A 21,966-nucleotide genomic window follows, 5' to 3' on the forward strand; every position below is an offset into this window, starting at 1 on the left:
GGCGCGGTCCAACGCCTTGATCCGGTGGGGAACTCCGATAATGTAGGGATGAAGCGAGATGCCCATGACCCGCCCATTAGATGCGCCTTCCTCGTATAGAACATCAAACTGATTGCAGATCATCCGGTAGAAATCTTCGCTGTCACGATAGGTGTAGATGCAAACCAGAATATCGTTGATCTCAAGAGGATAGGGCATAGACAGGAGCGTGCCGTCTCCTACCGTAAAGGGATAAGGCTGATCATCGTTGACCCAGTCTCCGACATAGCGGATGCCCTCCTCCCAAAGGATCTGCAGGGTTCCAGTATTTTCCGCCAAGCCGGCTCCCTTGCCGCCGAGTAGGTCTTTCATCCTCCCATCGCCATCGGCGCGACCGTTTCCGAAAAAGTAAACGTAGCGTTTGCCTTTGGCTTTGTGCTTCTCCATGCCCGCCTCCTTAGTCAAGAGTCGCCATCGAGACCCTTATTACACTCGCCCCCAAAGGTCGTCAACCCCGCTCCTGCCCCGTCTTGATCGCCTGGAGTACGGGCCGCAAAATTGTTTTGAGAGTGTCAAGAGTCCCTTCGTCCCGCAACGCCACGGCTTCGATCTCCTCCTGGGGAGGCACCGGAATCAGGCTCCGAAGCGTATCCATCGAATGGGCCGCGGGCAGATCCCGCTTATTGTATTGAAGGACCAAGGGCACGCTTTCGATCGAGGCGCCCGCGGAGGCGAGGCCTTGTCGAAGCCGCTCGAAGGCGCGCTGGTTATCCTCTTCCCGCCCGGGCTCGGAATCGACGATGAAGACGACGCCATCCGCTCCGTGCAGAAGGGGTTCACCCAGGGTGAGATTGAACGTGCCATGGAGCGCGCACAGGTGCACCGAGACGTCGAAACCTTGCAGTCCTCCGAGATCGAGGTGCAGCATCTCGACCGGGGGATTTTCGGGGGCGGGGAGCGAAAGGGGTCTGACCGATTCCGGTGAACTTTGCAGGATTGAACGCAGGTTCTCCGATTTGCCGCAACGGGCCGGACCCCAGTAGACAATCTTGGCGGCGGAAATCCGGTTGAGAGAATCCGTGTAGGACATGGAGCGTGGGGGTTGCCTATTCCCCCAGGACGTGCACGATGACATGGCGTTCGCGCGGGCGGTTGTCGAAATCACAGAGCACGATCTGCTGCCACGTGCCGAGGGCCGGTTTTCCGCGGGAAATGGGGACGGCTACCGATGGGCCCAGGAGCGCGGCGCGCACGTGGGCGTAGCCGTTCATGTCCCCCCAGCGTTGGTCGTGCTCGTACACCGGTCCCCGAGGCGCGATGCGCTCGATGGCCCGTCGCAAGTCGTTTACCGCGCCGCTTTCATATTCGATAGTGGTGACCGAGGCGGTGGAGCCGGGAACGAAGACCGTGAGCAGCCCCTCGCGCACGCCGGACTCTTCGACGACCCGTGCGACCTGTGGGGTCAGATCGAGGATATCGGTCTCTGAAGTTGTTCTGAGCGATAGGGTCGAGGTGAAGACCATGGGCTGTTGAACCTCCTATCGCACCGCGGCACGCCTTGCAAGAAGGGCGGACCGCCGACTGGGCCGGTGGAGAATCTATTTGCTGTTGCCAAACCGGACCGGCTGGGATAGTTTCGGAATGTGCTGGAAGACCGGACCGAGACGGAAAGACTGCTCAGGCTCTACCGTCGGGTCCGCTCCCGATCGAGGAAGCTCTCCACGCTGATCCACGAGGCGCAGTCCAGATCAGGCGAGCGGATGCGCCTGCGAACGCCCAGGGGGGCACGAAAATCCAAATTGGGAACGCGCCCCTTTGCGATTCCAGAATTGGAAAATCACCTTCTTGAAGAGATCATCGAGATCGAGCAATCGTACCGTGAGATGAGAGGCGACCTCGGAGACCCGACGCTCATCGACAAAATGGGGAGGAATTCCTGGGCGGAGGCGAATCGACTGCTCGGCGAGATCCTCGGCACCTTCGATAGGATCAAGGACGTCTTTCGCGTCAAGATTTGCTGATCTGTTCCAGAATCTCAAAATTGAAATTTGAGATATCAGATTCCCGGATGCGGTCGAGCGTGAGGCGAGCCGCACTCGCAACTTCTGCAAGCCGACCATGGAGGGTCGGCATGTTGAAGCGAGTGCGCCTGGCGTGAATTGAACACGCAACCCCCTGCTTAGAAGGCAGGTGCTCTATCCGTTGAGCTACAGGCGCATGGAAGGCCAGTCCCTGCCGCCCCCGCCGAGCCAGGACGGTGAGGCCGATTCAATCGGCAGGGGCAGGCGCACTATCTCCGTCATCGCGGGCGTCCGTGCCCGCCGTCAAAGGATGATAGTGCGGCCGACTTCACGTCGGACCGCGGCAACTCCATGGCGAACAGGGTAGTCCGACTTCATCGAGGATTCAATGGATCGGGTGGGGGGTCAGTCGCGAACGTCCCAGGTATCGCCTGAGCCGAAAACCCGGTCGAGGTCCCCGGGACCTCTCTTCTCTGTGATGTCTCGAATCTGACGATGGACGAGTTCTTCGTAAGCGGGGAGCTGGGTTTCACGGAAAACGCCGATGGGCATCGGAAAATCCGGCGGCTTCAATCCGGCGAGCAGATAGGCCGTCGCCGGGTCTGTTGCGTCGTAGTGCAGCACATCACTCGCTTCGTCATGCCGACCTTCCATGGTCGGCGACAAATTGTTGCGAGTGCGGCTCGCCTCACGCTCGACCGCTGATCCGCGCGCCCCGCTCCCCATCGGGACCACCTCGATGCGGTGACCCGATCCCATTCGCAGCGCTTGGTCCTTGTTCTTCCCAAAAACGAGCGGTTGACCGTGAACGAGTTCGATGTTGCGATCGTCGCGAATCTCCTTCTCGGTGAAGTCGGTGAACGCATTGTCGTTGTAGATCGGGCAGTTCTGGAAGACATGGAGAAAGGCGGCCCCTTTGTGCAACGCGGCCCGGCGGAGCATTTCAATCATGTGCTTCTGATACACATCGACGGAACGGGCCACAAACGTGGCGCCGGCCGCGAGGGCCAATAGGATGGGATCGACAGGTCGCTCCACCGTTCCGAATGGAGCGGACTTGTTTACCTTGCCGAATTCGCTCGTCGGCGAGTACTGACCCTTGGTCAATCCGTAGATCCGATTGTCAAAGAGAACGATCTTCAGGTTCACGTTCCGACGCATGGCGTGGAGGAGGTGATTCCCTCCGATGGACAGGCCGTCGCCGTCGCCCGTCATGACCCACACGAGGAGGTCCGGATTGGCCAGCGCGATCCCCGTGGCGATGGCCGGAGCGCGGCCGTGGATGCCATGGAATCCATAGGTGTTCACGTAATAGGGGAAGCGTGATGAACAACCGATGCCGGAAACGACCACGAATTTCTCGCGGGGCACGCCGAGCTGGGCGAAGGCCGTGGTCGCGGCGTTCAGGATCGAATAGTCCCCGCAACCTGGGCACCAACGGATCTCCTGATCGGATTGGAAATCTTTCCGACTGAGCTTCAGCGCGGGCGCCGGCGCGGTGGACGAGGGGACGTTGGGGAGGGTCGACATCTTCAGTTCGCTTTCAGGTGTTTCCGGATTTCCTGCTTCAGTTCCTGCACGGTGAAGGGCTGGCCCGTGATGCGATTGTAACCGGCCGCATCCACGAGGTAATCCGCCCTCAAGAGCCGCCGAAGCTGTCCAAGGTTGTTCTCGGCGACGAGCACGCGTGGGGCGCGACGCAGGATCTCTTCGAGCGCCGAGGGGAGCGGATTCAGATGGCGGAGGTGGACCTGGGCGACCGAGAGGCCTTCCTCGATCGACTGTTCCACCGCGGTGCGGATCGGGCCGAAGGTGCTGCCCCACCCCACGATGAGCAGCCGCGCATCGGCGGAGCCGAAGATTTCGGGGGCGGGAATGTCCTGCGCGATTCGCGCCACTTTCTCGGCCCGCAGCCTCACCATCATGTCGTGATTGGCAGGGTCGTAGGAAATATTTCCATGGATGTGGCCTTTTTCGAGGCCCCCGATGCGATGCTCGAAGCCCGCCGTGCCGGGGACGACCCACGGCCGGGCGAGGGTTTTCTCGTCCCGGTCGTATGGGTGGAACGGCCCGTTCCGATGGCCCCTTCCGTTCTCGATCCATTTGCGCGGTCCCATTTCAAACGGAGGGATGTCCTTTGACTGGCGTACCCGCCACGGCTCGGCTCCGAAGACCGTATAGAGATCCGTGAGAACGATCACGGGTGTCATGTACTTGACGGCGATCCTCGCCGCCTCGATGACCACGTCGAAGCAGTCGGACGCGGAGGCGGTGGCGAGGATCGGCACCGGTGATTCGGAGGGTCGGCCGTACATCGCGAAGAGAAGATCGGCCTGCTCCGTTTTTGTCGGCAGTCCCGTGGAGGGGCCGGCGCGCTGCACGTCGATCACGAGGAGCGGGAGTTCCGTCATCACCGCCAGGTTCACCGCCTCGCTCTTGAGGGCGAGGCCGGGACCGCTCGTGCCGGTGATCCCGAGGGATCCCGCGAAGGAGGCGCCGATGGCCGCATTGACCGCGGCGATCTCGTCTTCGGCCTGCATGGTGACCACCCCGAAATGCTTGTAGCCGGAAAGTTCGTGCAGGAGATCGCTGGCCGGCGTGATCGGATAGCTGCAGTAGACCAGCTGAAGGCCGCTTTTCTGAGACGCGGTGAGGAGGCCGTAGGCGAGGCCCGTGGTGCCGGTGATGTTCTTGTACTTTCCGGGGGCGAGTCGAGCCGGCGGAACTTCGTAGGCCACCTGGAAGAGTTCCATCGTGTCGGCGAAATTGAAACCGGTTCGAAGCACGCGGGAGTTGGCCTCGACGAATTCGGGCGACTTGGAGAACTTGCTTCGAATCCAGCGCTCGATCGGTTCCAGGGGACGGTTGTAGAGCCAGCAAACGATACCCAGAGCGAAGAAATTGCGGCAGCGCTCGCGGTCCTTATGCGAGATCGAATTCAGATCCTCTATCGCCTTTACGGTCAGGGACGTCATGGGGATTTTGACCACGCGGTAGCCCGCGAGGGAGCCGTCGTCCAGAGGATTCGTTTTGTATTCGGCGCGCTCAAGATTCTTGTCCGTGAACTCATCCGCGTTGACGATGAGGGTTCCGTTGGGCGAGAGCCGGTTCAAATTGGTTTTGAGCGCGGCCGGATTGAAAATGACGAGCACTTCCGCCGCGTCGCCCGGCGTGTGAATGTCGTAGGAGGAGAATTGAATCTGGAACCCCGAGACGCCCGGAAGCGAGCCGGCGGGGGCGCGGATCTCCGCGGGGAAATCGGGGAACGTGGCCAGATCATTCCCCGCGATGGCCGTCACGTTCGTAAACTGCCCGCCGGTTACCTGAATGCCGTCGCCGGAATCACCGGCAAATCGCACGGTGACTTGTCGGACCTCCTTGCGTTCGATCTTTCGAGCGACGCGGGGTGTCTGGGTTTGAGCCTGTGGATGTGAGTCCATGATCGCCTTGCAAGTCTTATTGTAGGACCATCTCGATCACCAATCAAGAGGAAGTCTTGGGGTGAACAGTGCCTGATCGCGCGATGGAATCTCTGTTGAGTTGGGCGATCGTTGTCCATATAATTGCGTGGTTATGGGTCTTTTCTCCTGGCTGGGTGGCAGTAAGGTGGAGGCGCCGCCGGGTTCGCTGGTCAACCCGAAGGAGGTGGATTTCGTCCTCAAGAACGCCTCTACCGAGAACGTTAAGATCGAGGTTTCCTTCACCGGCGATCAGATGGAGTACGTGTCGAAATTCCTGGAAGCCGGGAAGGCGAAGAGCGGGCCCTATCTGGCGATAGCGCCACTCGATCCGGAAGACGGCAACACGGTGTTGACCCGTCGGAAGGTGTTCGAAGTCCACTTTCAGTACCGCGACATCCCCTATGGATTCCGGGCCAACCTCGTGGCCTCACTGGAAGGAGGATGCTACAAGATTACCTCGCCTCCGTTCCTGCTCCGAACCCAGAAGCGAAGCTATTTTCGTGTCTTTCCTTCCTATCAAGACCCCGTTTTCGTTTCGTTCATGGTTTCGGGGAACACCTACAAGGAGAAAGTGGAGGACCTGAGCGAAGGAGGTTTCTCTTTCTCCACGAACCTTGAAAAGGACATTCTGAAACCCGGTCTTGTCATGGAGAATACGGTACTCTACCTGCCGGACGATACGGTATTCACGAACTGCGTGCTCCGGGCGCATTTTCCGAACAAGGATTCAACGGCGACGAAATACAAGTGCGGCGTCCAATTCCAGCGATTGGAAGGGAACGACGCGCAGGTACTGGCTCGATACATTTTCAAGCGGCAGCGGGACATGCTTCAGGAGGACCGGGCCGCTCAGAAGAAAGAGTAGCGGAGTCTACCGGGGCGCGGGGGGAGGCGTGTCGCCCTTGAGCCGGTAGACGAATCCCAGGATCTGCGCGACCGCGGCATAGACATCGGGCGGGATTTCCGCAAACAGATCGACCTTCGAAAGAATCTCGACCAGGTCGGGGTTCTCTTCCATCGGAATACGGTTCTCCCGGGCGAGCTCGATGATTTTGTCGGCAATGTACCCCTGGCCCTTGGCCGTCACCCGTGGAGCCGTGTCTCTCGCCGGACGATATCGGAGAGCGACGGCCTTCTTCTTCGGTGGAGGGTTCGTTTTCTCGTCCATCGGTGGACTAGGCTCGGGTGTCGATGAGCCGGTATCCCTTGGGGATGAGGATTTGAACCGGACCGGATCCCGCGGCTTCCCGTCGAAGATCATTGAAACTTAGCCGCGCGCTCCATCCGAGCGATTCAAGAGCGGACTGAAGCTCTGGCGCCCGCTCCTGGGCTTTCGCGCGCGTGGTCGGCTCGGCGGCGTAGAAGGTGAGGTACAGCGTCTTTCCGGTGAACGAGGCGTCGATTTGGACATTTCCCATCGAGGGCAGATTCAGGAGCATCACGACGCGGTACGGAGGAGTTTTTTCCCGCTTCCCTTCGTCTTGATCCGGTTTGTCACCGGTTTTCTTCAGGAAGTAGATGTCGACATCCGACCATTCGCCGGTTGAGAACTGAAGCAGCAGCGGCAGGAGCTGGGCGCCGTCGTTTTCCCGAGGGACGCTGTTCAGCCATTTGATCAGTTCGAGATTGTCCGAGAGCCGACGGAGGGAAGAGAGGAGTTTCCCGCTGACGGGAGGTACGATGTCCGGCAGGGCCTTGAGAATGCGCGCGAGCCGTGTGCGAAGGTCATCGCCGAGGGGGATCTGCGGAGTTCCTAATCGTGCGGCCATCCGAAGAAGGTTCTCGCGCTGCAGACCCAGGGCATGAATCTGCTTTGGGATCGAAAGACCGGGAAGCTTGTCCTCCGAAACGACCCAATCCTTGAGTGCGCGGGACAGCTCCGTCAGCTCCGGGGTTTCCTCGCTCCCCATCGGAGGGAGGTCGGCGAGAATTTCCCCCACCAAGGCGCCCAGCCGTTCGCGCGAGGGCAGGAGGTCGCGGATTCGGGTGCTGACGGGATCCGCCGGCGCCGGGGTACTGGACAAAAGGGAGAGAACCACCTGGGGGCGCAACTGGGTGATCTGGAGTTTGACGGTGTCTCCCGGTTTGAGCGGGGCGGTCGATTCCGCGGTAATCCCGAGCCCTTGAACGCTGATCAGGGCACGGTTCCCTTCCAACACCTTGACGACGCTGCCTTCGATGATATCCCCCTGGTCGAATTCCCGCTGGGATTTCCCGCGGATGAGTGCCAGTAGATTAAGATCGGTGGGAAAACCGAGAACCTTAGTTGAAGATCCCAGGGAAACTTAACCTATTTCCAGAGCTTCGCGGAGGGGGGAGCGGAGGCGCGGATCCGCATCACGATTCCTCCCGCCGTCCCCGGAGAGAAGCGGAGGGGGCTCCGCGGGCGGAATGGAGGCCGAGGACGAGTTCGAGTTCGCTCTTGGTGAGGTGGAGCTTCTGGGATATCTCCTGGACGCCCATGCCTTCTTCATAAAGGCGCAAGGCCACCTCGTACGGCTCCTGCCCGCCGTTGGAGGACTCCGGGCGGGCGACGGCGGCCTGGGGGACCGCTCCTCCCATCTGCTTGATCACGTGCTTCGCCTCGGTGGATTTTTCGCCGAGGTGCCGACCCTGCGTCTGGATCTCCTGCAACATGCGTTCAAAGGAGGCCCGCTTCTCCTTCATTTCGCCGTCGGCCCTGGATAGAAATTCCTCCCCTTCGCGCATCAGCCGTCCGACGGTCTCCGGCAATTCCGTCACCTCCTTGGGCAGTTTTCCGCGGCGGCGGTCGAAGAGAATCACCAGGCAGAGGAGGAGAATCAGGAAGTCGAGCGCAATGACGAGGAGAATCGGATCGGACATGATCACGCGTCGATGTTGATCTTTCCACCGATGCCCACCTGCTCGCGGAGCACTTTTTCCTCGGCGTCCACCTCCTCGCCCGTGTTCTCCGGATTCTGTCGGCCTCGCTTCTTAAACTGTTCGCGCCGCTTGTCCGCGTCAATCTTCTTCTGTTCCGCCGAATTGTTCTTCTGCACCGTTATCTTCTTCAGGAGGGAGTGCTGCTGCTGCTGGATGCTGAGCAGTCGCTGCTGCGTTTCCGGGCTGTTGAGTTGTTCAAATTGTAGTTTCTCGGCTTGGTTGAACTGCGCCAGCACACGCTGGATGTCAACGCCGCGTACCACGCCCATACCCTATCATTCATGGGGCGGAGTGTACAAGTCCTTGCGCATGGAGCCGCCGCCGGGCGTAAATTCGGAGGTTGCATTTCAAACGGCATTTGTTTACCGTCACTTGCCATGAGTCCAGACGAAATGCCCGCAAAGGGTCCCGTATTGCCTTTTGAAGTGCCAAAGGATCTCTATCCTTTCGAGCACCGCTTCTTCAGTGTGAGCGGCATACGGATCCACTACGTGGACGAGGGCCACGGCGAGACGATCCTTTTCCTCCATGGGAATCCTACGTGGTCGTTTGTCTACCGCGATGTCATCCGCGGGCTGAGGAGCAACCGGTATCGCTGCGTCGCTCCGGACTATCCGGGCTTCGGGATGTCAGGCAAGCCGAAAGATTTCGGCTACACCGCCGCGGATCATGCCCGAATCATGGAGGCCTGGATCACATCCCAGAAATTGAAGGACCTGACGCTGTTCGTTCACGATTGGGGCGGCCCCATCGGGCTGTGGCTGGCCGTTCGGCATCCGGATTGGATCAAGCGGATCATCATCGCGAACACCTGGGCGTGGCCGGTTCAGGGTGATCCGCATTTCACCCGGTTCAGCCGGATCATGGGCGGAACGCTGGGCCGGATTCTCATCGGATATCTGAATGTGTTCGTCAATTCCGGGCTGAAGAAGGGAGTCGTTCGTGGGAAGGAGAGGCTGACCCCGCCGGTGATGCAGGCCTACCGAGCGCCATTCGCGAAGATGGCCGATCGGAAGCCGATGTCGATCTTTCCGGCGCAGATCCTCGCCGCCGAGGATTTCCTCAAACAGGTTGAAACCGGACTGGCCAAACTTCAGAAGAAGCCGATCCTCATCCTGTGGGGCGAGAAGGACATTGCATTCAGAATGTCGGAGCTCGAGCGTTTCAAGACGATTTTCCCGGCCGCCCGGGTCCGCTCGTTCCCGAACGCGGGTCATTTCGTCCAGGAGGACGTGCCGGAGGATGTGGTCTCCGCGATTCGCGGGTGGATGTAGGAAAAGCTCTCAGCCCTCAGCGGTCAGCTTTCAGCTTCAGAAGAACTTCCTGAATTTCGTTTTGGCGCCGGTGCGGTGTTGGAAGCGGACGGCTGAACGCCGAAAGCTGATGGCTGACGGCTTTCCTCAGTGAATCGGCGTGTCTTCTCCGACCAAGTAATCGTCCAGGTCCAGCGTTTTCTCGCCGACCTTGACCGTGATGCCTTCGCCGATCAGAATTTTCTCAAGCTTGATGTCGTGTCCCGTCAGATGGCTCCAGATGTCGACGGCGCCGGAGAGGTGAACGGTCTCGCTGCAAATTCGGCAGAGGAAATAGCCTCGATGCTGGGCCTTCTCGATTTTCCCGTCGAGCGCCTCGGAGATGATGCCGGACCAGATGTCCAAGGCCTGCCTCATCTTCATCGCCTTCCGTTCGATCCGCGCGCGGCCGGACACCCAGTTCACCAGGAGGGTCGTCTGCCGGATGCCCACCGTCACCGAGATCGCGATCTCGTCTGAGCTGCGCTCGGCGACCTCGAAGACCAGTTCCTCTTCCTCATCCTCGCCTGAGCGGGTCCTGCACCAATTGATCAGTTCGACGACCTGCCAACGCAGGAGCTTCGGGGGTTTTTTCGGAGTTGCTTGAAAAGTGGATAATGCCATCCTCACACCCTCTACGAAAAATATTCGGCACTGCTTTCGAATTCATGAGAGGACCGAGCTATGCCCGATAGCCGACATGGGCGGGGTGTCCGGGGGTTTCTGCAATCAACTGGAATACTTGCTCTTTTTATGCACTTGACACGGATTCAGATTTAGGTACACTCATAGTCAATGCGACGAGTTTTGAGACCCACGACTCTAATCCTGACGGCGATCTTCATGTTGGCCGGACCCATCGCTTCGATGGCCGCTCCAACCACCGATCTTTGCGCCCAGTCGGAATCGGCCGGATTGAAAGCGACATGCTGCGAAGGCGATTGCTGCGTGGCGAATGTCCCGCAAGCGCCTTCCCCCGCGGCTCTCCCGGCAGTGGATGCACAGCCGTTGGCGCCTTCCGCGGCGCCGCACTCCCTGGCCGTGATCGAGCTCGCGCATCCGTGGCTCGGCTCCGCGCCGGTCATGATCTTCGCGCGTAGTCCAGGTCGCACCCTCTCGCTCCTCCAGACCTACCTGCTCTAAACCTCTCTCCCGTTTCCGCGCTCGGTTCTCCCGGGCGGAGGACTGCGTTGTCTCTGCCCTGAATGCTGGAACCGGGTGCCATTCATCCCTGGACCCCGAGCGTGAGTCCACAGGTTCTACTCGCAATGGGCATCAGGGGAAAAAACGAGACTCTGAAGAGAGGTGAATGATGAAAATTGGAAGTGTTGGAATGGCGACCATCATCGGGCTTGCGGCCCTCGGTTTCCAAGGCTCGGTTCGGGCTGGGGAGAGTGTTCTTCGGCTTGAAGATGTTTTGACAGAGGTTCGCGAGAACAGTCCCCGAATTCAAGCGGCGGCGAAGATGTCCGAAGCGGCGCGCGCGCGTGTTCCACAAGCCAAGGCCTTGGATGACCCGATCCTGTCCATCGAAAACCAACCTGGCGATGAGCAGATGGTTGGAGTGGAGCAAATGATTCCGTTCCCTTGGAAGCTCAAGGCGCGAGCGACGGTGGCAGAAGCTGAATCGGACTCGGTCGACCGGATGTCGGACCGCACCGTTTTGGAAATTCTCGTCGAAGCCAAGCATGCCTTTCATCACCTTTTCCACTGGCACAAGAAGGTCGAGATCAACTTGGAGAATCAGGACATTCTCCAAAGATTTGTCCGCATTGCCGAGTCCCGCTATCTGATCGGCCGCGCCGGTCAGGAGGATGTGCTCAAGGCGCAGGTGGAGGCGGGAAAGCTCGCCAATGAACTGGTGATGCTGAATCGGATGAAGGGGGAGGAAGAAGCGAATCTGAGCCGCTTGATGAATCGATCGATGGTGGCGCCCCTGCCTCCGCCGGAGTCGTTGCACGTCATGGAGAACCACGGACTTCGCGAGGATGATCTGTACGCGCTTGCGGAGGAGAATCGGCAGGAGACCCGATCTCAGGTCTCGATGGTGCGCGCCGGGGAAGAGAAGGCGAGGCTGGCCCGACTCGACTACGCTCCGGATTTTCTGGTCGGCGCCGAATGGGGGCGCATGGAAGGCACGCTCGGGCCTGCCGGCAAACGATGGGGCGCGATGCTCGGCCTCAGCCTCCCCGTGTGGTTCACCCAAAAGCAGCGGTACGGAGTGAGGGAGGCCGACGCGATGCTCCAGTCGTCGCGGTCTGACCTTCAGGATGTTCGCAATCGTGTCCGGTTTGAGGTGAAGCAGGCCTATTTGAACGTCACCGCCTCGAATGCGCAGCTCGACATTTTCAATTCGGGACTTCTGCCCCAGGCCGAGCAGGATCTGAGGATCACCACCTCCGCCTATGAGGCGGGAAAGATGGACTTTCTCCGTCTGCTGGAGTCGCAGCGCGCGCTCCGCGAGCTGAAGATCGCGTACTTCGACGCCCTCCTCGAATACAACATGAGCTTGGGCGACCTCGAACTGGCTGTCGGCAAGGAACTTCCGATCCATACCGGAAGTCACTAAGGGGCCCTAGCATGAAGAATGGCCGGACGGTGGCGAGACGCAGGCGTAAAGCCTGCGCCTACCGAAAGAGAAGATGCCTGTTGGTAGCCGCGGGCTTCAGCCCGCGTCTTGTCGCTCGACGCTGTAAGGAGGAGCCATGAAACGAAGAACATCAATCTGCCTGTCGACTTGGGTTGCGGCGATGTTGGCGCTTTCTGCCTGCGAAGGAAAAGGAACATCCGCGCCGGAAGCGGCGCGTGAGCACGCAGTCCACGAGGAGCATGCCAGGAAGAAAACCCTTTACCAGTGCCCCATGCACCCGTCGTACACCTCCGATAAGCCGGGCGAGTGCCCGATTTGTGGAATGACACTGGTGCCGGTAGAGGAGTCCGCCGCGGGCGAGGAGGCCCCGTCGGATGTGTCCGGACGCGTCACGATCAACATCTCGCCGGAGCGGCAGCAGATCATCGGCGTCAAGACCGATGTGGCGAAAATTCAGCCGCTGACCAAGACGGTGAGGGCCGTGGGAAACATCGCTTATGATCCGGAGCTATACCAGGCGGAGAAGGAATACATCGAAAGCCTGAGCAGCCGGGACAAGACCGGAGGCTCTCCCGGCACGGTCGGACTCGTGGATTCTTCCTCGATTCGCCTGCGGCAGCTCGGTTTGAACGACGCGATGATTGCGGATCTCGCCCGTTCAAGAAAACCCTCTCTGAACTTGCTGCTCCCGGAGGACACGATGTGGGTTTACGCGCAGGTCTACGAATACGAGATCAATTGGATCAAGGTCGGTCAGTCGGTTTCGACGACATCACTCGCGCTTCCGGGCGAGATGTTCCGCGGCACGCTCCGGGCCATCGATCCCGTCGTGAATCCGGAGACTCGAACGGTGCGCATCCGGGCCGAGGTCAAGAACCCCGGCCGGAAACTCAAACCGAACACCTTCGTGAACGTGGAGATCGAGACCGCGCTGGGGAAGGGGCTGACGATCCCCCGTGATGCCGTCATCGACACCGGAGACCGGAAAATCGTATTTGTCGACCTCGGCGGGGGCAAGTTGCAACCGCGGGAGATCCGTACGGGTATTGAGCTTGCAGACGACGTGCAGGTATTGGAGGGGTTGGCGAAAGGCGACAAAGTGGTCACCTCCGCCAATTTCCTGATTGATTCGGAGTCCTCCCTCAAGGCTGCGGTCAAGCAGATGAGTGGCCATGCAGGTCACGGTCAATAGCGAGCAATACGACCATGATCGAAAAGCTGATCGAAGCCTGCGCCAAGAACCGATTCATGACGCTCCTCGTCATCCTGAGCATCGCCCTGTTTGGAGTGTGGAGCGTCAAGCACATCCCGCTGGACGCGATTCCGGATCTGTCGGATACGCAGGTCATCGTCTACTCCCGATGGGACCGCAGCCCGGACATCATGGAGGACCAGGTGACCTATCCCATCATCTCGGCGATGTTGGGCGCGCCGAAGGTGAAGGCCATCCGGGGTTTCTCTGATTTCGGCTACTCCTACGTGTACATGATTTTCGAGGACGGGACCGATATCTATTGGGCGCGCAGCCGAACGTTGGAGTATTTGAGCAAGGTTACGCCCCTGCTGCCTGAAGGCGTGAGGACGGAGCTGGGTCCCGATGCCACCGGCGTCGGCTGGGTTTTTCAGTACGCGCTGGTGGATACCTCCGGCAAGCAGAGCCTTGCCGATCTCCGGAGCTTTCAGGACTGGACGCTCCGCTACTACCTCCAGGGCGTGCCGGGCGTGGCGGAAGTGGCGCCGATCGGCGGATTTGTGCGCCAGTACCAGGTGAACCTCGATCCCAACGCGCTCCTCTCGTACAAGATCCCCATCGAGAAGGTGATGGAGGCCATCCGCAACGGCAACAACGACGTGGGCGGGCGGCTCCTCGAATTCAGCGGAAGGGAATACATGGTGAGGGGCAGAGGCTACGCCCGGAGCACGGCGGATATCGAGAAGATTGTCGTGGGCGTCAGCCCCCAATCCGGGACGCCGATTCTCGTGAAGAATCTTGGGAGCGTGGTGCTGGGGCCGGATATCCGGCGCGGCCTGGCCGATTTGAACGGCGAGGGGGACGTCGTGGGCGGAATCGTGATCATGCGCCACGGCGAGAACGCGCTCAAAGTCATCGACCGGGTCAAGAAGAAGCTCAAGGACATCGAGCCTACGCTTCCGGAGGGCGTCAAGCTGGTGACGACGTATGACCGCTCGGACCTCATCCTCCGCAGCATCGAAACGCTCAAAGATACGCTGGTGGAAGAAATGGTCGTCGTCAGCCTGGTCATTCTTGTCTTCCTCTGGCACATCCCTTCGGCCATCATCCCGATCTTCACGTTGCCCATCGCGGTGCTCTTCGCGTTTATTCCGATGTATTTCATGGGCCTCTCCAGCAACATCATGTCCCTCGGCGGCATTGCGGTGGCCATCGGGGCCCTCGTCGACGCCGCGGTGGTCGTGGTGGAGAACGCCCATAAGAAGCTGGAACGATGGATGCGGGAGGGAAGGCAGGGAGACTACCGAACCGTCCTCATCGGCGCCATCCAGGAGGTCGGGCGTCCCTCCTTTTATTCCCTCATGGTCATCGCCGTGGCGTTCATCCCCGTTTTTACGTTGGAGGCGCAGGAGGGAAGACTTTTCAGACCGCTGGCGTTCACGAAGAACTTCTCCATGTTCTTCGCCGCCATTCTTGCGATCACCCTCGATCCCGCCATCCGGCTCCTGTTCATGCGCTTCGAGCCCTTCATCTTCCGGCCGAAATGGCTCGCCAAGGTGGTGAACGCGGCCGTGGTGGGTGAGCTGCACGAGGAGGACAAGCATCCCATCAGTCGTGTCCTGTTTCGTTTCTACCAGCCGGCCGCCGAACTCATGCTCCGCCGGCCCAAGACGGTTGTGCTCGTGGCCGTGGCCATCGTCATTGCCACGGTTCCGTTCTATTTCAAGCTTGGTTCGGAGTTCATGCCACCCTTGTATGAAGGGACGCTTCTCTACATGCCCACGACGCCGCCCGGGATCTCGGTGACCGAGTCCGGGAATCTACTGAACATCCAGGACCGGATCATCAAGAGCTTCCCCGAGGTGGATAGCGTTTTCGGGAAGGCGGGAAGAGCGGAGACTTCCACGGACCCCGCGCCGTTTTCGATGATGGAAACGACGGTCGTCCTCAAGCCGGAGGCCGAATGGAGGAAGGTGGACCGGTGGTACTCTTGGATGCCGGAGGTTTTCAAGAAGCCCCTGAGGCACGCCTGGAGGGAGGCCATCACGCCCGCCCAGCTTGTGGACGAAATGGACCAGGCGTTGAAAATCCCGGGAAGCGTCAACGCCTGGACGATGCCCATCAAGGCCCGCATCGACATGCTCACCACGGGCGTACGCACACCCGTCGGGATCAAGATTTTCGGGGCGGACCTCAAGGAGATCGAACGAATCGGGGAGCACATCGAGATGGTCTTGAAGCCGGTGAAGGGCACGCGAAGCATTTTCGCCGAGAGGACTGCCGGAGGGTATTTCGTCGATTTCGATTTGAAACGCGAGGAACTGGCCCGCTACGGGCTCTCCGTCGCCGATGCGGAAATGGTCATCATGTCGGCGATCGGAGGGGAGAATGTTTCGCAGACCGTGGAGGGCAGGGAGCGGTATCCCATCAACGTGCGGTACGCCCGAGAGCTTCGGAACGACATGGAACGGCTCAAGAGAGTTCTCGTCCCCACGGAGAGCGGGGCCCAGGTGCCGATTTCACAACTCGCGGACATCCGGATGGTCACGGGTCCCTCGATGATCCGGGACGAAAACGGTAGACTCGCCGGCTACGTCTACGTGGACGTGGCGGGCCGGGACATCGGCAGCTACGTGGCCGACGCGAAGAAGGCCGTAAGGGAACAGGTGCAGATGCCCGCGGGATATGCCCTCACGTGGAGCGGTCAGTACGAGTCCATGGAGCGGGTGAAGGAGAGACTCAAGCTCGTCCTGCCCATCACCGTGTTCATCATTTTCTTCCTCTTGTACATGAACACCAAATCGCTGACCAAAACCTTCATCGTCTTTCTGGCCGTGCCCTTTTCCGCCGTGGGAGCCATCTGGTTTCTCTATGCACTGGGCTATCAATCCTCGATTGCGGTGTGGGTGGGGCTGATCGCGCTGATGGGCTTGGACGCGGAGACGGGAATTTTCATGCTCTTATACCTCGATCTGGCCTATGACGAATGGAAGGCCAAGGGCAAGCTCAAGACCAAGGAAGATTTGCGGGAGGCGATTCTCTACGGCGCGGTGAAACGCGTGAGACCCAAAGTCATGACCGTCGCCTGCGCCGCGATCGGCCTTCTGCCCATCATGTGGTCGACCGGGGCGGGCGCCGACGTGATGAAGCGCATCGCCGCGCCGATGATCGGCGGGCTGTTCACGTCCTTCATCATGGAGCTGCTGGTCTATCCCGTGATCTACGAACTGTGGCGCGGGAGGGAACTGAAGAAAGTCATGAGTCGTGCGACATGAGTCCTGAGCAAAAAAACGCCTATACAAAAGGAGAAACACATGAAACGAATAATCTCAATGGCATGGGCGGCATTTTTCATGTCGGCAGGGTTGGCCCTGGCCGGCGAGAAAGTGACGCTGCAAGGCGAGGTGCTGGATTCAGCCTGCTACATCGCCCACGGCGAAAAAGGCAAGGCGCACGAAAAGTGCGCCAAGATGTGCCTGAGAAAAGGCGCTCCAGCCGCGCTGCTGACGGACGATCAGAAGGTAATCCTCCTGATAACCAAGCACGGCGGGGAAGCGTTGTACGAGGAGTTGAGGAAACTCGGAGGGGAGCGCATCGAAGCCGTCGGCGAGAAGTTCGACAAGGGCGGAATGGTGGCACTCGAATTGGAGTCCATCAAATCGCTCCAATCCGCCTCCCCGGCGAAGGAGAAGCATGAAGAAAGCGGCCACGGTGGTGGCCACATGCACTGATCCACCGTGGAGATGACCCATCCTTGGTAGGCGCAGGCTTTATGCCTGCGGTTGTCCGCTTCAAGAGGATCAGATTGTGTCTGGAGGTGTCAGCATGAACGAAATCGTGGAGAAAGATCCCGTGTGCGGGATGGATGTGAAGGCCGGGCACGAGGCGGCCCGGTTTGATCACCTCGGCAAGACGTACCTATTCTGCAATTCCGGCTGCCGGGACACATTCGCCAAGAACCCCGATGCCCACGTAAAGCGCGAAGGGGTGATGGGCAATGGACGTGGCGCGAAACCGCACCAGCACTACCGCGTGCTGCCTCCGATGAAGCACGATTTCTTTACACCGATCTATGACTTGGGCTGCCGACTCATGGGGCTGGGAACGCGATTCCGGGACTCCATCATTGGTTTCCTGGAACTGCGCGGTGGAGAGTCCGTTCTGGATGCGGGTTGCGGCACGGGCGTCTTGGCCGTGCGGATCAAGGAAAGAGTTCCCCTGGCAAACATGACCGGACTGGACCCGACCTCCTCCGCGCTTCGAATCGCTCGAAGGCGGGCGGAGAAGCGGAAGGTTGCCGTCGAGTGGAAGGAAGGGTTCGCGGAGTCCATGCCGTTCGCGGAGGCGACGTTCGACCGCGTGGTCACGTCGCTCGCTTTCCATCACATCCCCGCCGACAAGAAGATTCCGGCCCTCCGCGAGTGTCTTCGCGTCCTGAAGCCGGGAGGCCGACTCCTGCTGGTGGACTTTTGCGAGTTGGATACGTTCGGCGCGCGGTTCTTTCTCAAGACCGTGGTCGGCTTGGAGCACTTCGGTGATCAAATCGGCCGGCTGGACGACTTTCCGCGCGAGGCGGGTTTCAGCCATATTCGGCGCGTCCATCGCGCCCACCTGGGGATTGGGTTCTACATCGGTGAGAAAGGCGCGAGCCAAGAATCGAGAGGAGGAGAAAATGAGCAAAGGGTTTAGGCTGCTCATCGCGTTCGGTATTTTTCTGGGTGCGTGCTCTTTTGGCGCGCTCACTCCGGAGAAAGTCTCGAAGCGCCTCAAGCACGGCTCGCTTGTGGCGGATCGGAGTCGGGTCTGCATGTTGCAGGATACGTACCAGGCCCAGAGCGTCCTCCCAATACCGTACAACGGGAAGACGTACTACGGCTGATGCGCGGGCTGCGTTGCCCGGTTCGGGCAAGATCCTGAGAAATTCTCGAAATCAACCGACCCCATCTCAGGGGCAAATGTGGACAAGGCCCTCGCCTTCGCCTACCAGCGCGACGGAAGGGTTTTCTATTTCGAAACACTCGAAAACATCCTGGGGTTTGACCGTGATCCAAACGCACTCGGGCGTGTGCCGGTCACCCAGGCAATTCCGACCCCCAGGATGGGGGAAGTGCCGTCGGAAGGCAGGAGCCTGGAACGGCCAATGAATATGCAAGGAGGAACGCCATGAATAACAAGAAACTTCCCACCTCACCCCTCACCCCTCTCGCCTCTCGATGCAGAGGTATTATCGAACCCATTTCAGCCATTGCCGTGGCAGGGATGGTCGTCATGATGGGCGGCATGATGGCTTTCATGGTGTGGGGCATGCCCAAGATGATGGGCATGATGCACGGCGGGCATGATGAAAAATCGCATGAGGAAGCGACGGAACATGGCGCCCACGCCACAAAGGCCGTCGATCCGGTGTGTGGCATGGAAATGAAGATCGCGGAGGACACGCCGAGAACCACCCACGAAGGCAAGACCTACTACTTCTGCTCAGGGGAAGACCTCAAGAAGTTCCTCGACGAGCCGGAGAAGTACGCGAAGCCCGGCGATCACGAGCGCAAGTAGGGCGATCAGGAGTCTCTTCCGTCCCTCCTACTCCGGATCAAAGTCCGGGGCAGGCTCCAGCAGAAATCCAGTTTGGATGCCCGCTTTCGCGGGCATGACGATCCTCTTGGGCCTGTTCATAGCCGCCGCCGATGCACGTGCCTTCGTTCCCGAGGATGGCTTCCACCCCGGCTCCAAGATGGAGATGTGGAATCTCCACGGCCATCTGTTCACCGACGTTGTAAAGAAGCATGGGTATCGCGGACGTGTGGAAGAGTCCCCGGTCGGGCCGGATGTATCCGCGGCGGCTCCAGATCCGCATACCAGAGGCCGGCATGGAATGGGAACTGACTCCCGCATTTGACGATCAGGAGTTCTCCATGATGATGAACATGATGGCGTTCTGGACGGGGACGGGATCGGTTCAAGGAAGCACGGGAGGCGTTTCCGCCACCGGTCGCTACTGCAGCATGCTGCAAGGATACGGGAAGGAGTGAGCCGGCCGGGTCACCCCATGTTTGACGGGAAAGTCGTCAAATGTTATGATATCTGACGGAGAATATGACGAAGGATGCCTTGCCCCCCGGAGTCCCCGCCATCGACCGCCTTCCGGACCTCTCGATGTGGCTCGACAAGAAATCGCATTTCCTCTTCGGCCCCCGGCAAACAGGCAAGACGTTCCTCATCCGAAGGGCTCTGCCGAAGGCAAGGATATACGATCTCTTGGACAGCTCCGTCTACCTGGCGTTGAGTCAACGCCCCTCCAGACTCGGCGAAGAAATCGCCGGGGACGACCGGCTCGTGGTGATCGACGAAATTCAGCGTCTTCCCGTTCTCCTCAACGAAGTTCATCGGTTGATCGAGGAGCGGCGGATTCGTTTCCTCCTGACGGGGTCCAGCGCGCGGAAACTGCGTCGAGGCGGAGTCAACCTCCTGGGAGGCCGGGCGCGCGTGCGGTACCTCCACCCCCTGACCTACCGCGAACTGGGATCGCATTTCGATCTGGGGCGGGCCGTATCGAGGGGGCTGCTGCCGTCGGTCTATTTCTCGGACGACCCGGCGGCGGATCTGGAGGCGTACACGGGCGCCTACCTCCAGCAGGAGATTCTCGCGGAAGGCGCCACGCGGAACGTGCCCGCCTTCAGCCGATTCCTGCGCGTTGCGGCCCTCTGCAACGCCACGGTGATCAACTTCACCAACGTAGCCAACGATGCCCAGGTGCCGCGCACCACCGTGTATGAATACTTCGAGATCCTGAAGGATACGTTGATCCTTCATGACGTACCGGCTTGGAAATCCTCGCGGAAGCGCAAGCCCCTCGTTTCCTCAAAGTACTATTTCTTTGATGTCGGAGTGGCGTCCTCGCTCCAAGGCCGTTTGCCGAGGCCGCGAACGCCCGAATTCGGCGCGGCGTTTGAGAGTTGGCTTGCCCACGAACTGCTGGCTTATCGGGACTACATGTCCGGAGAAGCGGTACGCCATTGGCGATCGGCCTCGGGCTTTGAAGTGGACTTTATTTTGGGAGACCATACGGCCATCGAAGCCAAGGCCAAAGAGAACGTTTCCCCCGGCGATCTGCGGTCCCTTCGCGCGATCGCCGATGAGAAAACGATGAAACGCCTCATCTGTGTGACTCTGGAGCCTCGGCGTCGAAGGATCGACGGCATTACCCTCCTGCCCTATCGCGAGTTTCTGATCGGACTATGGAACGGTGAATTCACCTCATAGCAGTTGGCGAGGAACGCAGGCTGCGGATGAAACCGGCGGCATGGGAGTCGTCGCGCGCACGTACGGGTTCTGGGGACGCCATCCGGCTATCTACCGATTGCTTTCCGCCCCCACGTTTCTTTTTCGCGAACGACTGCTCCGGGGTCTCGCCGTGCAAGGGTTGGGGCTACGTCCTGGGAACGTGGCGCTTGAGGTTGCCTGCGGGACGGGGCTCAATTTGGCGCGGCTCAGGGAAGCGGTCGGCGAGGCCGGCCGGGTGGTGGGCTTCGATTATTCCGCCGAGATGCTGTCCGCGGCGAAATCCCTCGCTCGGACGGAAGGATGGCGGAACGTCGAGTTTTTCCAGGGAGACGCGGCCGAGCTTTCGATCCCCGGCGGGATGTTCGACGGCGTCCTTTGCATCCTCGGACTGAGCGCCATTCCGAGACGGCGAGCGGCCCTTGACCGCATCCACGCGCTCCTTCGCCCCGGGGGCCGCCTCTCGGCCTGCGACGCACAAGCCTTCCAGGGGGCGTGGAGATTCTTGAACCCCGTCATCCGTCCCCTCTACAGGAAGACGACGGCGTGGGATCCGGACGCGGACATTCCTTCAGAGATCCGTTCCATTTTCGGGAACCTGGAAATCGGGTACTTCAACGGCGGATCGTACTTTGTGGCCGTAGCGGAGAAGCGGTGAGAGAGTCGATCGTCGAAGGGAGCATCGACATCCCCCGTCCGCCGCGGGAGGTGTGGGCATTTATCGTGAAACCTGAGAACTTCCCCGAGTACGTTGACGGCTATCGGAGCGGGGTGGTCCTGAGCGATGTGAAGGAGGGCGTGGGGCTGCGATTTCGCTGGCAGGGTGGTTCGTTCGGACTTTCCGCCGAATCCGAGGAGGAGGTCGTGGAGTGGGAGCCTCATCGGCGAGTGGCCTATCAGGGTAGGATGTCGGGGGTTTCGTTCCGTTCCGCCATGATCTTGGAGAAAGCCGGAGAGGGCACCCGTTTGACCGTGCAGATTCATTTCTCCCTCCCCGTGCCGGTGGCGGGACTGCTTGTGGGTGAACTCATCCTCAAACCGCTCGTCCGCCACTCCATCAGCCGATCCCTCCGCAACGTTCGCAACCATTTTCACGGTAGGTAGGTGTTTCGTCGCATAGCCTCTTGTTGACATTGCCTAAGCTCGACTTTTGCCATTTTTTGAAAGGTTTATGTTGGTCATGATGCGTAGGGGAGGGTCTTCAGACCCTCCCGACAAGAGGGAGCATCTGAAGATGCTCCCCTACGAA

26 protein-coding genes and 1 tRNA gene are annotated in these 21,966 nt (G+C 59.9%); 15 read left to right on the forward strand and 12 right to left on the reverse strand.

The genetic code is table 11. From position 1 onward, the window contains the following. The 3 genes from HYT87_19180 to HYT87_19190 all read right to left on the reverse strand — a co-directional run. Nucleotides 1-426, reverse strand: a 426-nt coding sequence (locus HYT87_19180) for a hypothetical protein (GenBank protein MBI2061868.1), incomplete at its 3' end; no start/stop codon positions are given. Nucleotides 427-487: 61 nt separating this feature from the next. Beyond that, on the reverse strand, nucleotides 488-1,069 hold the full coding sequence (locus HYT87_19185; GenBank protein MBI2061869.1) for a hypothetical protein: 582 nt from the start codon (nucleotides 1,067-1,069) through the stop codon (nucleotides 488-490). 16 nt (nucleotides 1,070-1,085) lie between these two features. Further along, nucleotides 1,086-1,502: a YjbQ family protein gene (locus tag HYT87_19190; GenBank protein MBI2061870.1), complete on the reverse strand. Its 417-nt coding sequence runs from the start codon at nucleotides 1,500-1,502 to the stop codon at nucleotides 1,086-1,088. 120 nt (nucleotides 1,503-1,622) lie between these two features. On the opposite strand from HYT87_19190, the gene HYT87_19195 reads away from it, so the two are divergent. Beyond that, entirely contained in the window at nucleotides 1,623-2,000 is a 378-nt protein-coding gene (locus tag HYT87_19195; GenBank protein MBI2061871.1) for a hypothetical protein, read from the forward strand. Nucleotides 2,001-2,123: 123 nt separating this feature from the next. Here HYT87_19195 and HYT87_19200 read toward each other — a convergent pair. The 3 genes from HYT87_19200 to HYT87_19210 all read right to left on the reverse strand — a co-directional run bounded on the left by HYT87_19200 (nucleotide 2,124) and on the right by HYT87_19210 (nucleotide 5,440). Continuing rightward, nucleotides 2,124-2,196: transfer RNA gene (locus tag HYT87_19200), tRNA-Arg, on the reverse strand. Nucleotides 2,197-2,405: 209 nt separating this feature from the next. After that, nucleotides 2,406-3,530 (reverse strand): 2-oxoacid:ferredoxin oxidoreductase subunit beta, encoded by a 1,125-nt coding sequence (locus HYT87_19205; protein ID MBI2061872.1) that lies wholly within the window; start codon nucleotides 3,528-3,530, stop codon nucleotides 2,406-2,408. A gap of 2 nt (nucleotides 3,531-3,532) precedes the next feature. Beyond that, complete coding sequence (locus HYT87_19210; protein MBI2061873.1) at nucleotides 3,533-5,440, reverse strand: 2-oxoacid:acceptor oxidoreductase subunit alpha; 1,908 nt, start codon at nucleotides 5,438-5,440, stop codon at nucleotides 3,533-3,535. Nucleotides 5,441-5,573: 133 nt separating this feature from the next. On the opposite strand from HYT87_19210, the gene HYT87_19215 reads away from it, so the two are divergent. Beyond that, the gene (locus HYT87_19215; protein MBI2061874.1) at nucleotides 5,574-6,326 is read left to right on the forward strand and encodes a PilZ domain-containing protein; all 753 of its coding nucleotides are present in this window, start codon (nucleotides 5,574-5,576) and stop codon (nucleotides 6,324-6,326) included. Nucleotides 6,327-6,332: 6 nt separating this feature from the next. Here HYT87_19215 and HYT87_19220 read toward each other — a convergent pair whose 3' ends face one another. From HYT87_19220 to HYT87_19235, 4 genes are all read right to left on the reverse strand, one after another. Next, nucleotides 6,333-6,629 carry an EscU/YscU/HrcU family type III secretion system export apparatus switch protein gene (locus tag HYT87_19220; GenBank protein ID MBI2061875.1) on the reverse strand — a complete coding sequence of 99 codons (297 nt, stop codon included), beginning with the start codon at nucleotides 6,627-6,629 and terminating at the stop codon, nucleotides 6,333-6,335. A 7-nt stretch (nucleotides 6,630-6,636) separates the two neighbouring features. Next, nucleotides 6,637-7,620, reverse strand: coding sequence for a flagellar hook-length control protein FliK (locus HYT87_19225; protein MBI2061876.1), 984 nt, complete (start codon nucleotides 7,618-7,620; stop codon nucleotides 6,637-6,639). 178 nt (nucleotides 7,621-7,798) lie between these two features. After that, nucleotides 7,799-8,305: a DUF2802 domain-containing protein gene (locus HYT87_19230; protein MBI2061877.1), complete on the reverse strand. Its 507-nt coding sequence runs from the start codon at nucleotides 8,303-8,305 to the stop codon at nucleotides 7,799-7,801. Between the two features lie 2 nt (nucleotides 8,306-8,307). Beyond that, the gene (locus HYT87_19235; GenBank protein MBI2061878.1) at nucleotides 8,308-8,628 is read right to left on the reverse strand and encodes a hypothetical protein; all 321 of its coding nucleotides are present in this window, start codon (nucleotides 8,626-8,628) and stop codon (nucleotides 8,308-8,310) included. 114 nt (nucleotides 8,629-8,742) lie between these two features. On the opposite strand from HYT87_19235, the gene HYT87_19240 reads away from it, so the two are divergent. Further along, nucleotides 8,743-9,639, forward strand: a complete 897-nt coding sequence (locus HYT87_19240) for an alpha/beta fold hydrolase (GenBank protein MBI2061879.1) — start codon at nucleotides 8,743-8,745, stop codon at nucleotides 9,637-9,639. 126 nt (nucleotides 9,640-9,765) lie between these two features. Here the strand turns inward: HYT87_19240 and HYT87_19245 are convergent, their stop codons facing one another. Continuing rightward, on the reverse strand, nucleotides 9,766-10,281 hold the full coding sequence (locus tag HYT87_19245) for a hypothetical protein (GenBank protein ID MBI2061880.1): 516 nt from the start codon (nucleotides 10,279-10,281) through the stop codon (nucleotides 9,766-9,768). 171 nt (nucleotides 10,282-10,452) lie between these two features. Here HYT87_19245 and HYT87_19250 point away from each other — a divergent pair, with 171 nt between their 5' ends. The 8 genes from HYT87_19250 (at nucleotide 10,453) to HYT87_19285 (ending at nucleotide 18,992) form a co-directional block, all read left to right on the forward strand. Continuing rightward, nucleotides 10,453-10,800 (forward strand): hypothetical protein, encoded by a 348-nt coding sequence (locus HYT87_19250; protein MBI2061881.1) that lies wholly within the window; start codon nucleotides 10,453-10,455, stop codon nucleotides 10,798-10,800. A gap of 169 nt (nucleotides 10,801-10,969) precedes the next feature. Then, nucleotides 10,970-12,226: a TolC family protein gene (locus tag HYT87_19255; GenBank protein ID MBI2061882.1), complete on the forward strand. Its 1,257-nt coding sequence runs from the start codon at nucleotides 10,970-10,972 to the stop codon at nucleotides 12,224-12,226. Between the two features lie 136 nt (nucleotides 12,227-12,362). Then, nucleotides 12,363-13,439, forward strand: a complete 1,077-nt coding sequence (locus tag HYT87_19260; protein ID MBI2061883.1) for an efflux RND transporter periplasmic adaptor subunit — start codon at nucleotides 12,363-12,365, stop codon at nucleotides 13,437-13,439. A 14-nt stretch (nucleotides 13,440-13,453) separates the two neighbouring features. Beyond that, a complete protein-coding gene (locus HYT87_19265) occupies nucleotides 13,454-16,714 on the forward strand; it encodes an efflux RND transporter permease subunit (protein MBI2061884.1) in 3,261 nt (1,086 codons plus the stop codon). A 39-nt stretch (nucleotides 16,715-16,753) separates the two neighbouring features. Continuing rightward, the gene (locus HYT87_19270) at nucleotides 16,754-17,170 is read left to right on the forward strand and encodes a hypothetical protein (protein MBI2061885.1); all 417 of its coding nucleotides are present in this window, start codon (nucleotides 16,754-16,756) and stop codon (nucleotides 17,168-17,170) included. 94 nt (nucleotides 17,171-17,264) lie between these two features. Then, nucleotides 17,265-18,128, forward strand: coding sequence for a methyltransferase domain-containing protein (locus HYT87_19275; protein ID MBI2061886.1), 864 nt, complete (start codon nucleotides 17,265-17,267; stop codon nucleotides 18,126-18,128). Beyond that, nucleotides 18,112-18,318, forward strand: a complete 207-nt coding sequence (locus HYT87_19280; protein MBI2061887.1) for a hypothetical protein — start codon at nucleotides 18,112-18,114, stop codon at nucleotides 18,316-18,318. The genes HYT87_19275 and HYT87_19280 overlap by 17 nt, the downstream gene beginning before the upstream one ends. Nucleotides 18,319-18,602: 284 nt before the next feature. Beyond that, complete coding sequence (locus HYT87_19285; protein MBI2061888.1) at nucleotides 18,603-18,992, forward strand: YHS domain-containing protein; 390 nt, start codon at nucleotides 18,603-18,605, stop codon at nucleotides 18,990-18,992. A gap of 37 nt (nucleotides 18,993-19,029) precedes the next feature. Here HYT87_19285 and HYT87_19290 read toward each other — a convergent pair whose 3' ends face one another. After that, complete coding sequence (locus HYT87_19290; protein ID MBI2061889.1) at nucleotides 19,030-19,224, reverse strand: hypothetical protein; 195 nt, start codon at nucleotides 19,222-19,224, stop codon at nucleotides 19,030-19,032. Here HYT87_19290 and HYT87_19295 point away from each other — a divergent pair. The 4 genes from HYT87_19295 (at nucleotide 19,223) to HYT87_19310 (ending at nucleotide 21,821) form a co-directional block, all read left to right on the forward strand. Continuing rightward, on the forward strand, nucleotides 19,223-19,468 hold the full coding sequence (locus tag HYT87_19295; GenBank protein ID MBI2061890.1) for a hypothetical protein: 246 nt from the start codon (nucleotides 19,223-19,225) through the stop codon (nucleotides 19,466-19,468). The two genes, HYT87_19290 and HYT87_19295, sit on opposite strands and share 2 nt — an antisense overlap. Before the next feature lie 64 nt (nucleotides 19,469-19,532). Then, nucleotides 19,533-20,699, forward strand: coding sequence for an ATP-binding protein (locus HYT87_19300; protein MBI2061891.1), 1,167 nt, complete (start codon nucleotides 19,533-19,535; stop codon nucleotides 20,697-20,699). Further along, nucleotides 20,683-21,375: a class I SAM-dependent methyltransferase gene (locus HYT87_19305; protein ID MBI2061892.1), complete on the forward strand. Its 693-nt coding sequence runs from the start codon at nucleotides 20,683-20,685 to the stop codon at nucleotides 21,373-21,375. The genes HYT87_19300 and HYT87_19305 overlap by 17 nt, the downstream gene beginning before the upstream one ends. After that, complete coding sequence (locus HYT87_19310; protein MBI2061893.1) at nucleotides 21,372-21,821, forward strand: SRPBCC family protein; 450 nt, start codon at nucleotides 21,372-21,374, stop codon at nucleotides 21,819-21,821. The genes HYT87_19305 and HYT87_19310 overlap by 4 nt, the downstream gene beginning before the upstream one ends. The last annotated feature ends 145 nt before the right edge of the window (nucleotides 21,822-21,966 follow it).

The organism is Nitrospirota bacterium (assembly GCA_016180645.1).
Classification (GTDB): Bacteria; JACPQY01; JACPQY01; order JACPQY01; family JACPQY01; genus JACPAV01.

Bases quoted from the DNA above. Each gene is read 5' to 3' on its own strand.
- HYT87_19185 (MBI2061869.1), bottom strand. From the start codon at position 1,069: ATGTCCTACACGGATTCTCTCAACCGGATTTCCGCCGCCAAGATTGTC.
- HYT87_19190 (MBI2061870.1), bottom strand. From the start codon at position 1,502: ATGGTCTTCACCTCGACCCTATCGCTCAGAACAACTTCAGAGACCGAT.
- HYT87_19205 (MBI2061872.1), bottom strand. From the start codon at position 3,530: ATGTCGACCCTCCCCAACGTCCCCTCGTCCACCGCGCCGGCGCCCGCG.
- HYT87_19210 (MBI2061873.1), bottom strand. From the start codon at position 5,440: ATGGACTCACATCCACAGGCTCAAACCCAGACACCCCGCGTCGCTCGA.
- HYT87_19215 (MBI2061874.1), top strand. From the start codon at position 5,574: ATGGGTCTTTTCTCCTGGCTGGGTGGCAGTAAGGTGGAGGCGCCGCCG.
- HYT87_19220 (MBI2061875.1), bottom strand. From the start codon at position 6,629: ATGGACGAGAAAACGAACCCTCCACCGAAGAAGAAGGCCGTCGCTCTC.
- HYT87_19230 (MBI2061877.1), bottom strand. From the start codon at position 8,305: ATGTCCGATCCGATTCTCCTCGTCATTGCGCTCGACTTCCTGATTCTC.
- HYT87_19240 (MBI2061879.1), top strand. From the start codon at position 8,743: ATGAGTCCAGACGAAATGCCCGCAAAGGGTCCCGTATTGCCTTTTGAA.
- HYT87_19245 (MBI2061880.1), bottom strand. From the start codon at position 10,281: ATGGCATTATCCACTTTTCAAGCAACTCCGAAAAAACCCCCGAAGCTC.
- HYT87_19250 (MBI2061881.1), top strand. From the start codon at position 10,453: ATGCGACGAGTTTTGAGACCCACGACTCTAATCCTGACGGCGATCTTC.
- HYT87_19255 (MBI2061882.1), top strand. From the start codon at position 10,970: ATGAAAATTGGAAGTGTTGGAATGGCGACCATCATCGGGCTTGCGGCC.
- HYT87_19260 (MBI2061883.1), top strand. From the start codon at position 12,363: ATGAAACGAAGAACATCAATCTGCCTGTCGACTTGGGTTGCGGCGATG.
- HYT87_19265 (MBI2061884.1), top strand. From the start codon at position 13,454: ATGATCGAAAAGCTGATCGAAGCCTGCGCCAAGAACCGATTCATGACG.
- HYT87_19270 (MBI2061885.1), top strand. From the start codon at position 16,754: ATGAAACGAATAATCTCAATGGCATGGGCGGCATTTTTCATGTCGGCA.
- HYT87_19275 (MBI2061886.1), top strand. From the start codon at position 17,265: ATGAACGAAATCGTGGAGAAAGATCCCGTGTGCGGGATGGATGTGAAG.
- HYT87_19280 (MBI2061887.1), top strand. From the start codon at position 18,112: ATGAGCAAAGGGTTTAGGCTGCTCATCGCGTTCGGTATTTTTCTGGGT.
- HYT87_19285 (MBI2061888.1), top strand. From the start codon at position 18,603: ATGAATAACAAGAAACTTCCCACCTCACCCCTCACCCCTCTCGCCTCT.
- HYT87_19295 (MBI2061890.1), top strand. From the start codon at position 19,223: ATGGGTATCGCGGACGTGTGGAAGAGTCCCCGGTCGGGCCGGATGTAT.
- HYT87_19290 (MBI2061889.1), bottom strand. From the start codon at position 19,224: ATGCTTCTTTACAACGTCGGTGAACAGATGGCCGTGGAGATTCCACAT.
- HYT87_19300 (MBI2061891.1), top strand. From the start codon at position 19,533: ATGACGAAGGATGCCTTGCCCCCCGGAGTCCCCGCCATCGACCGCCTT.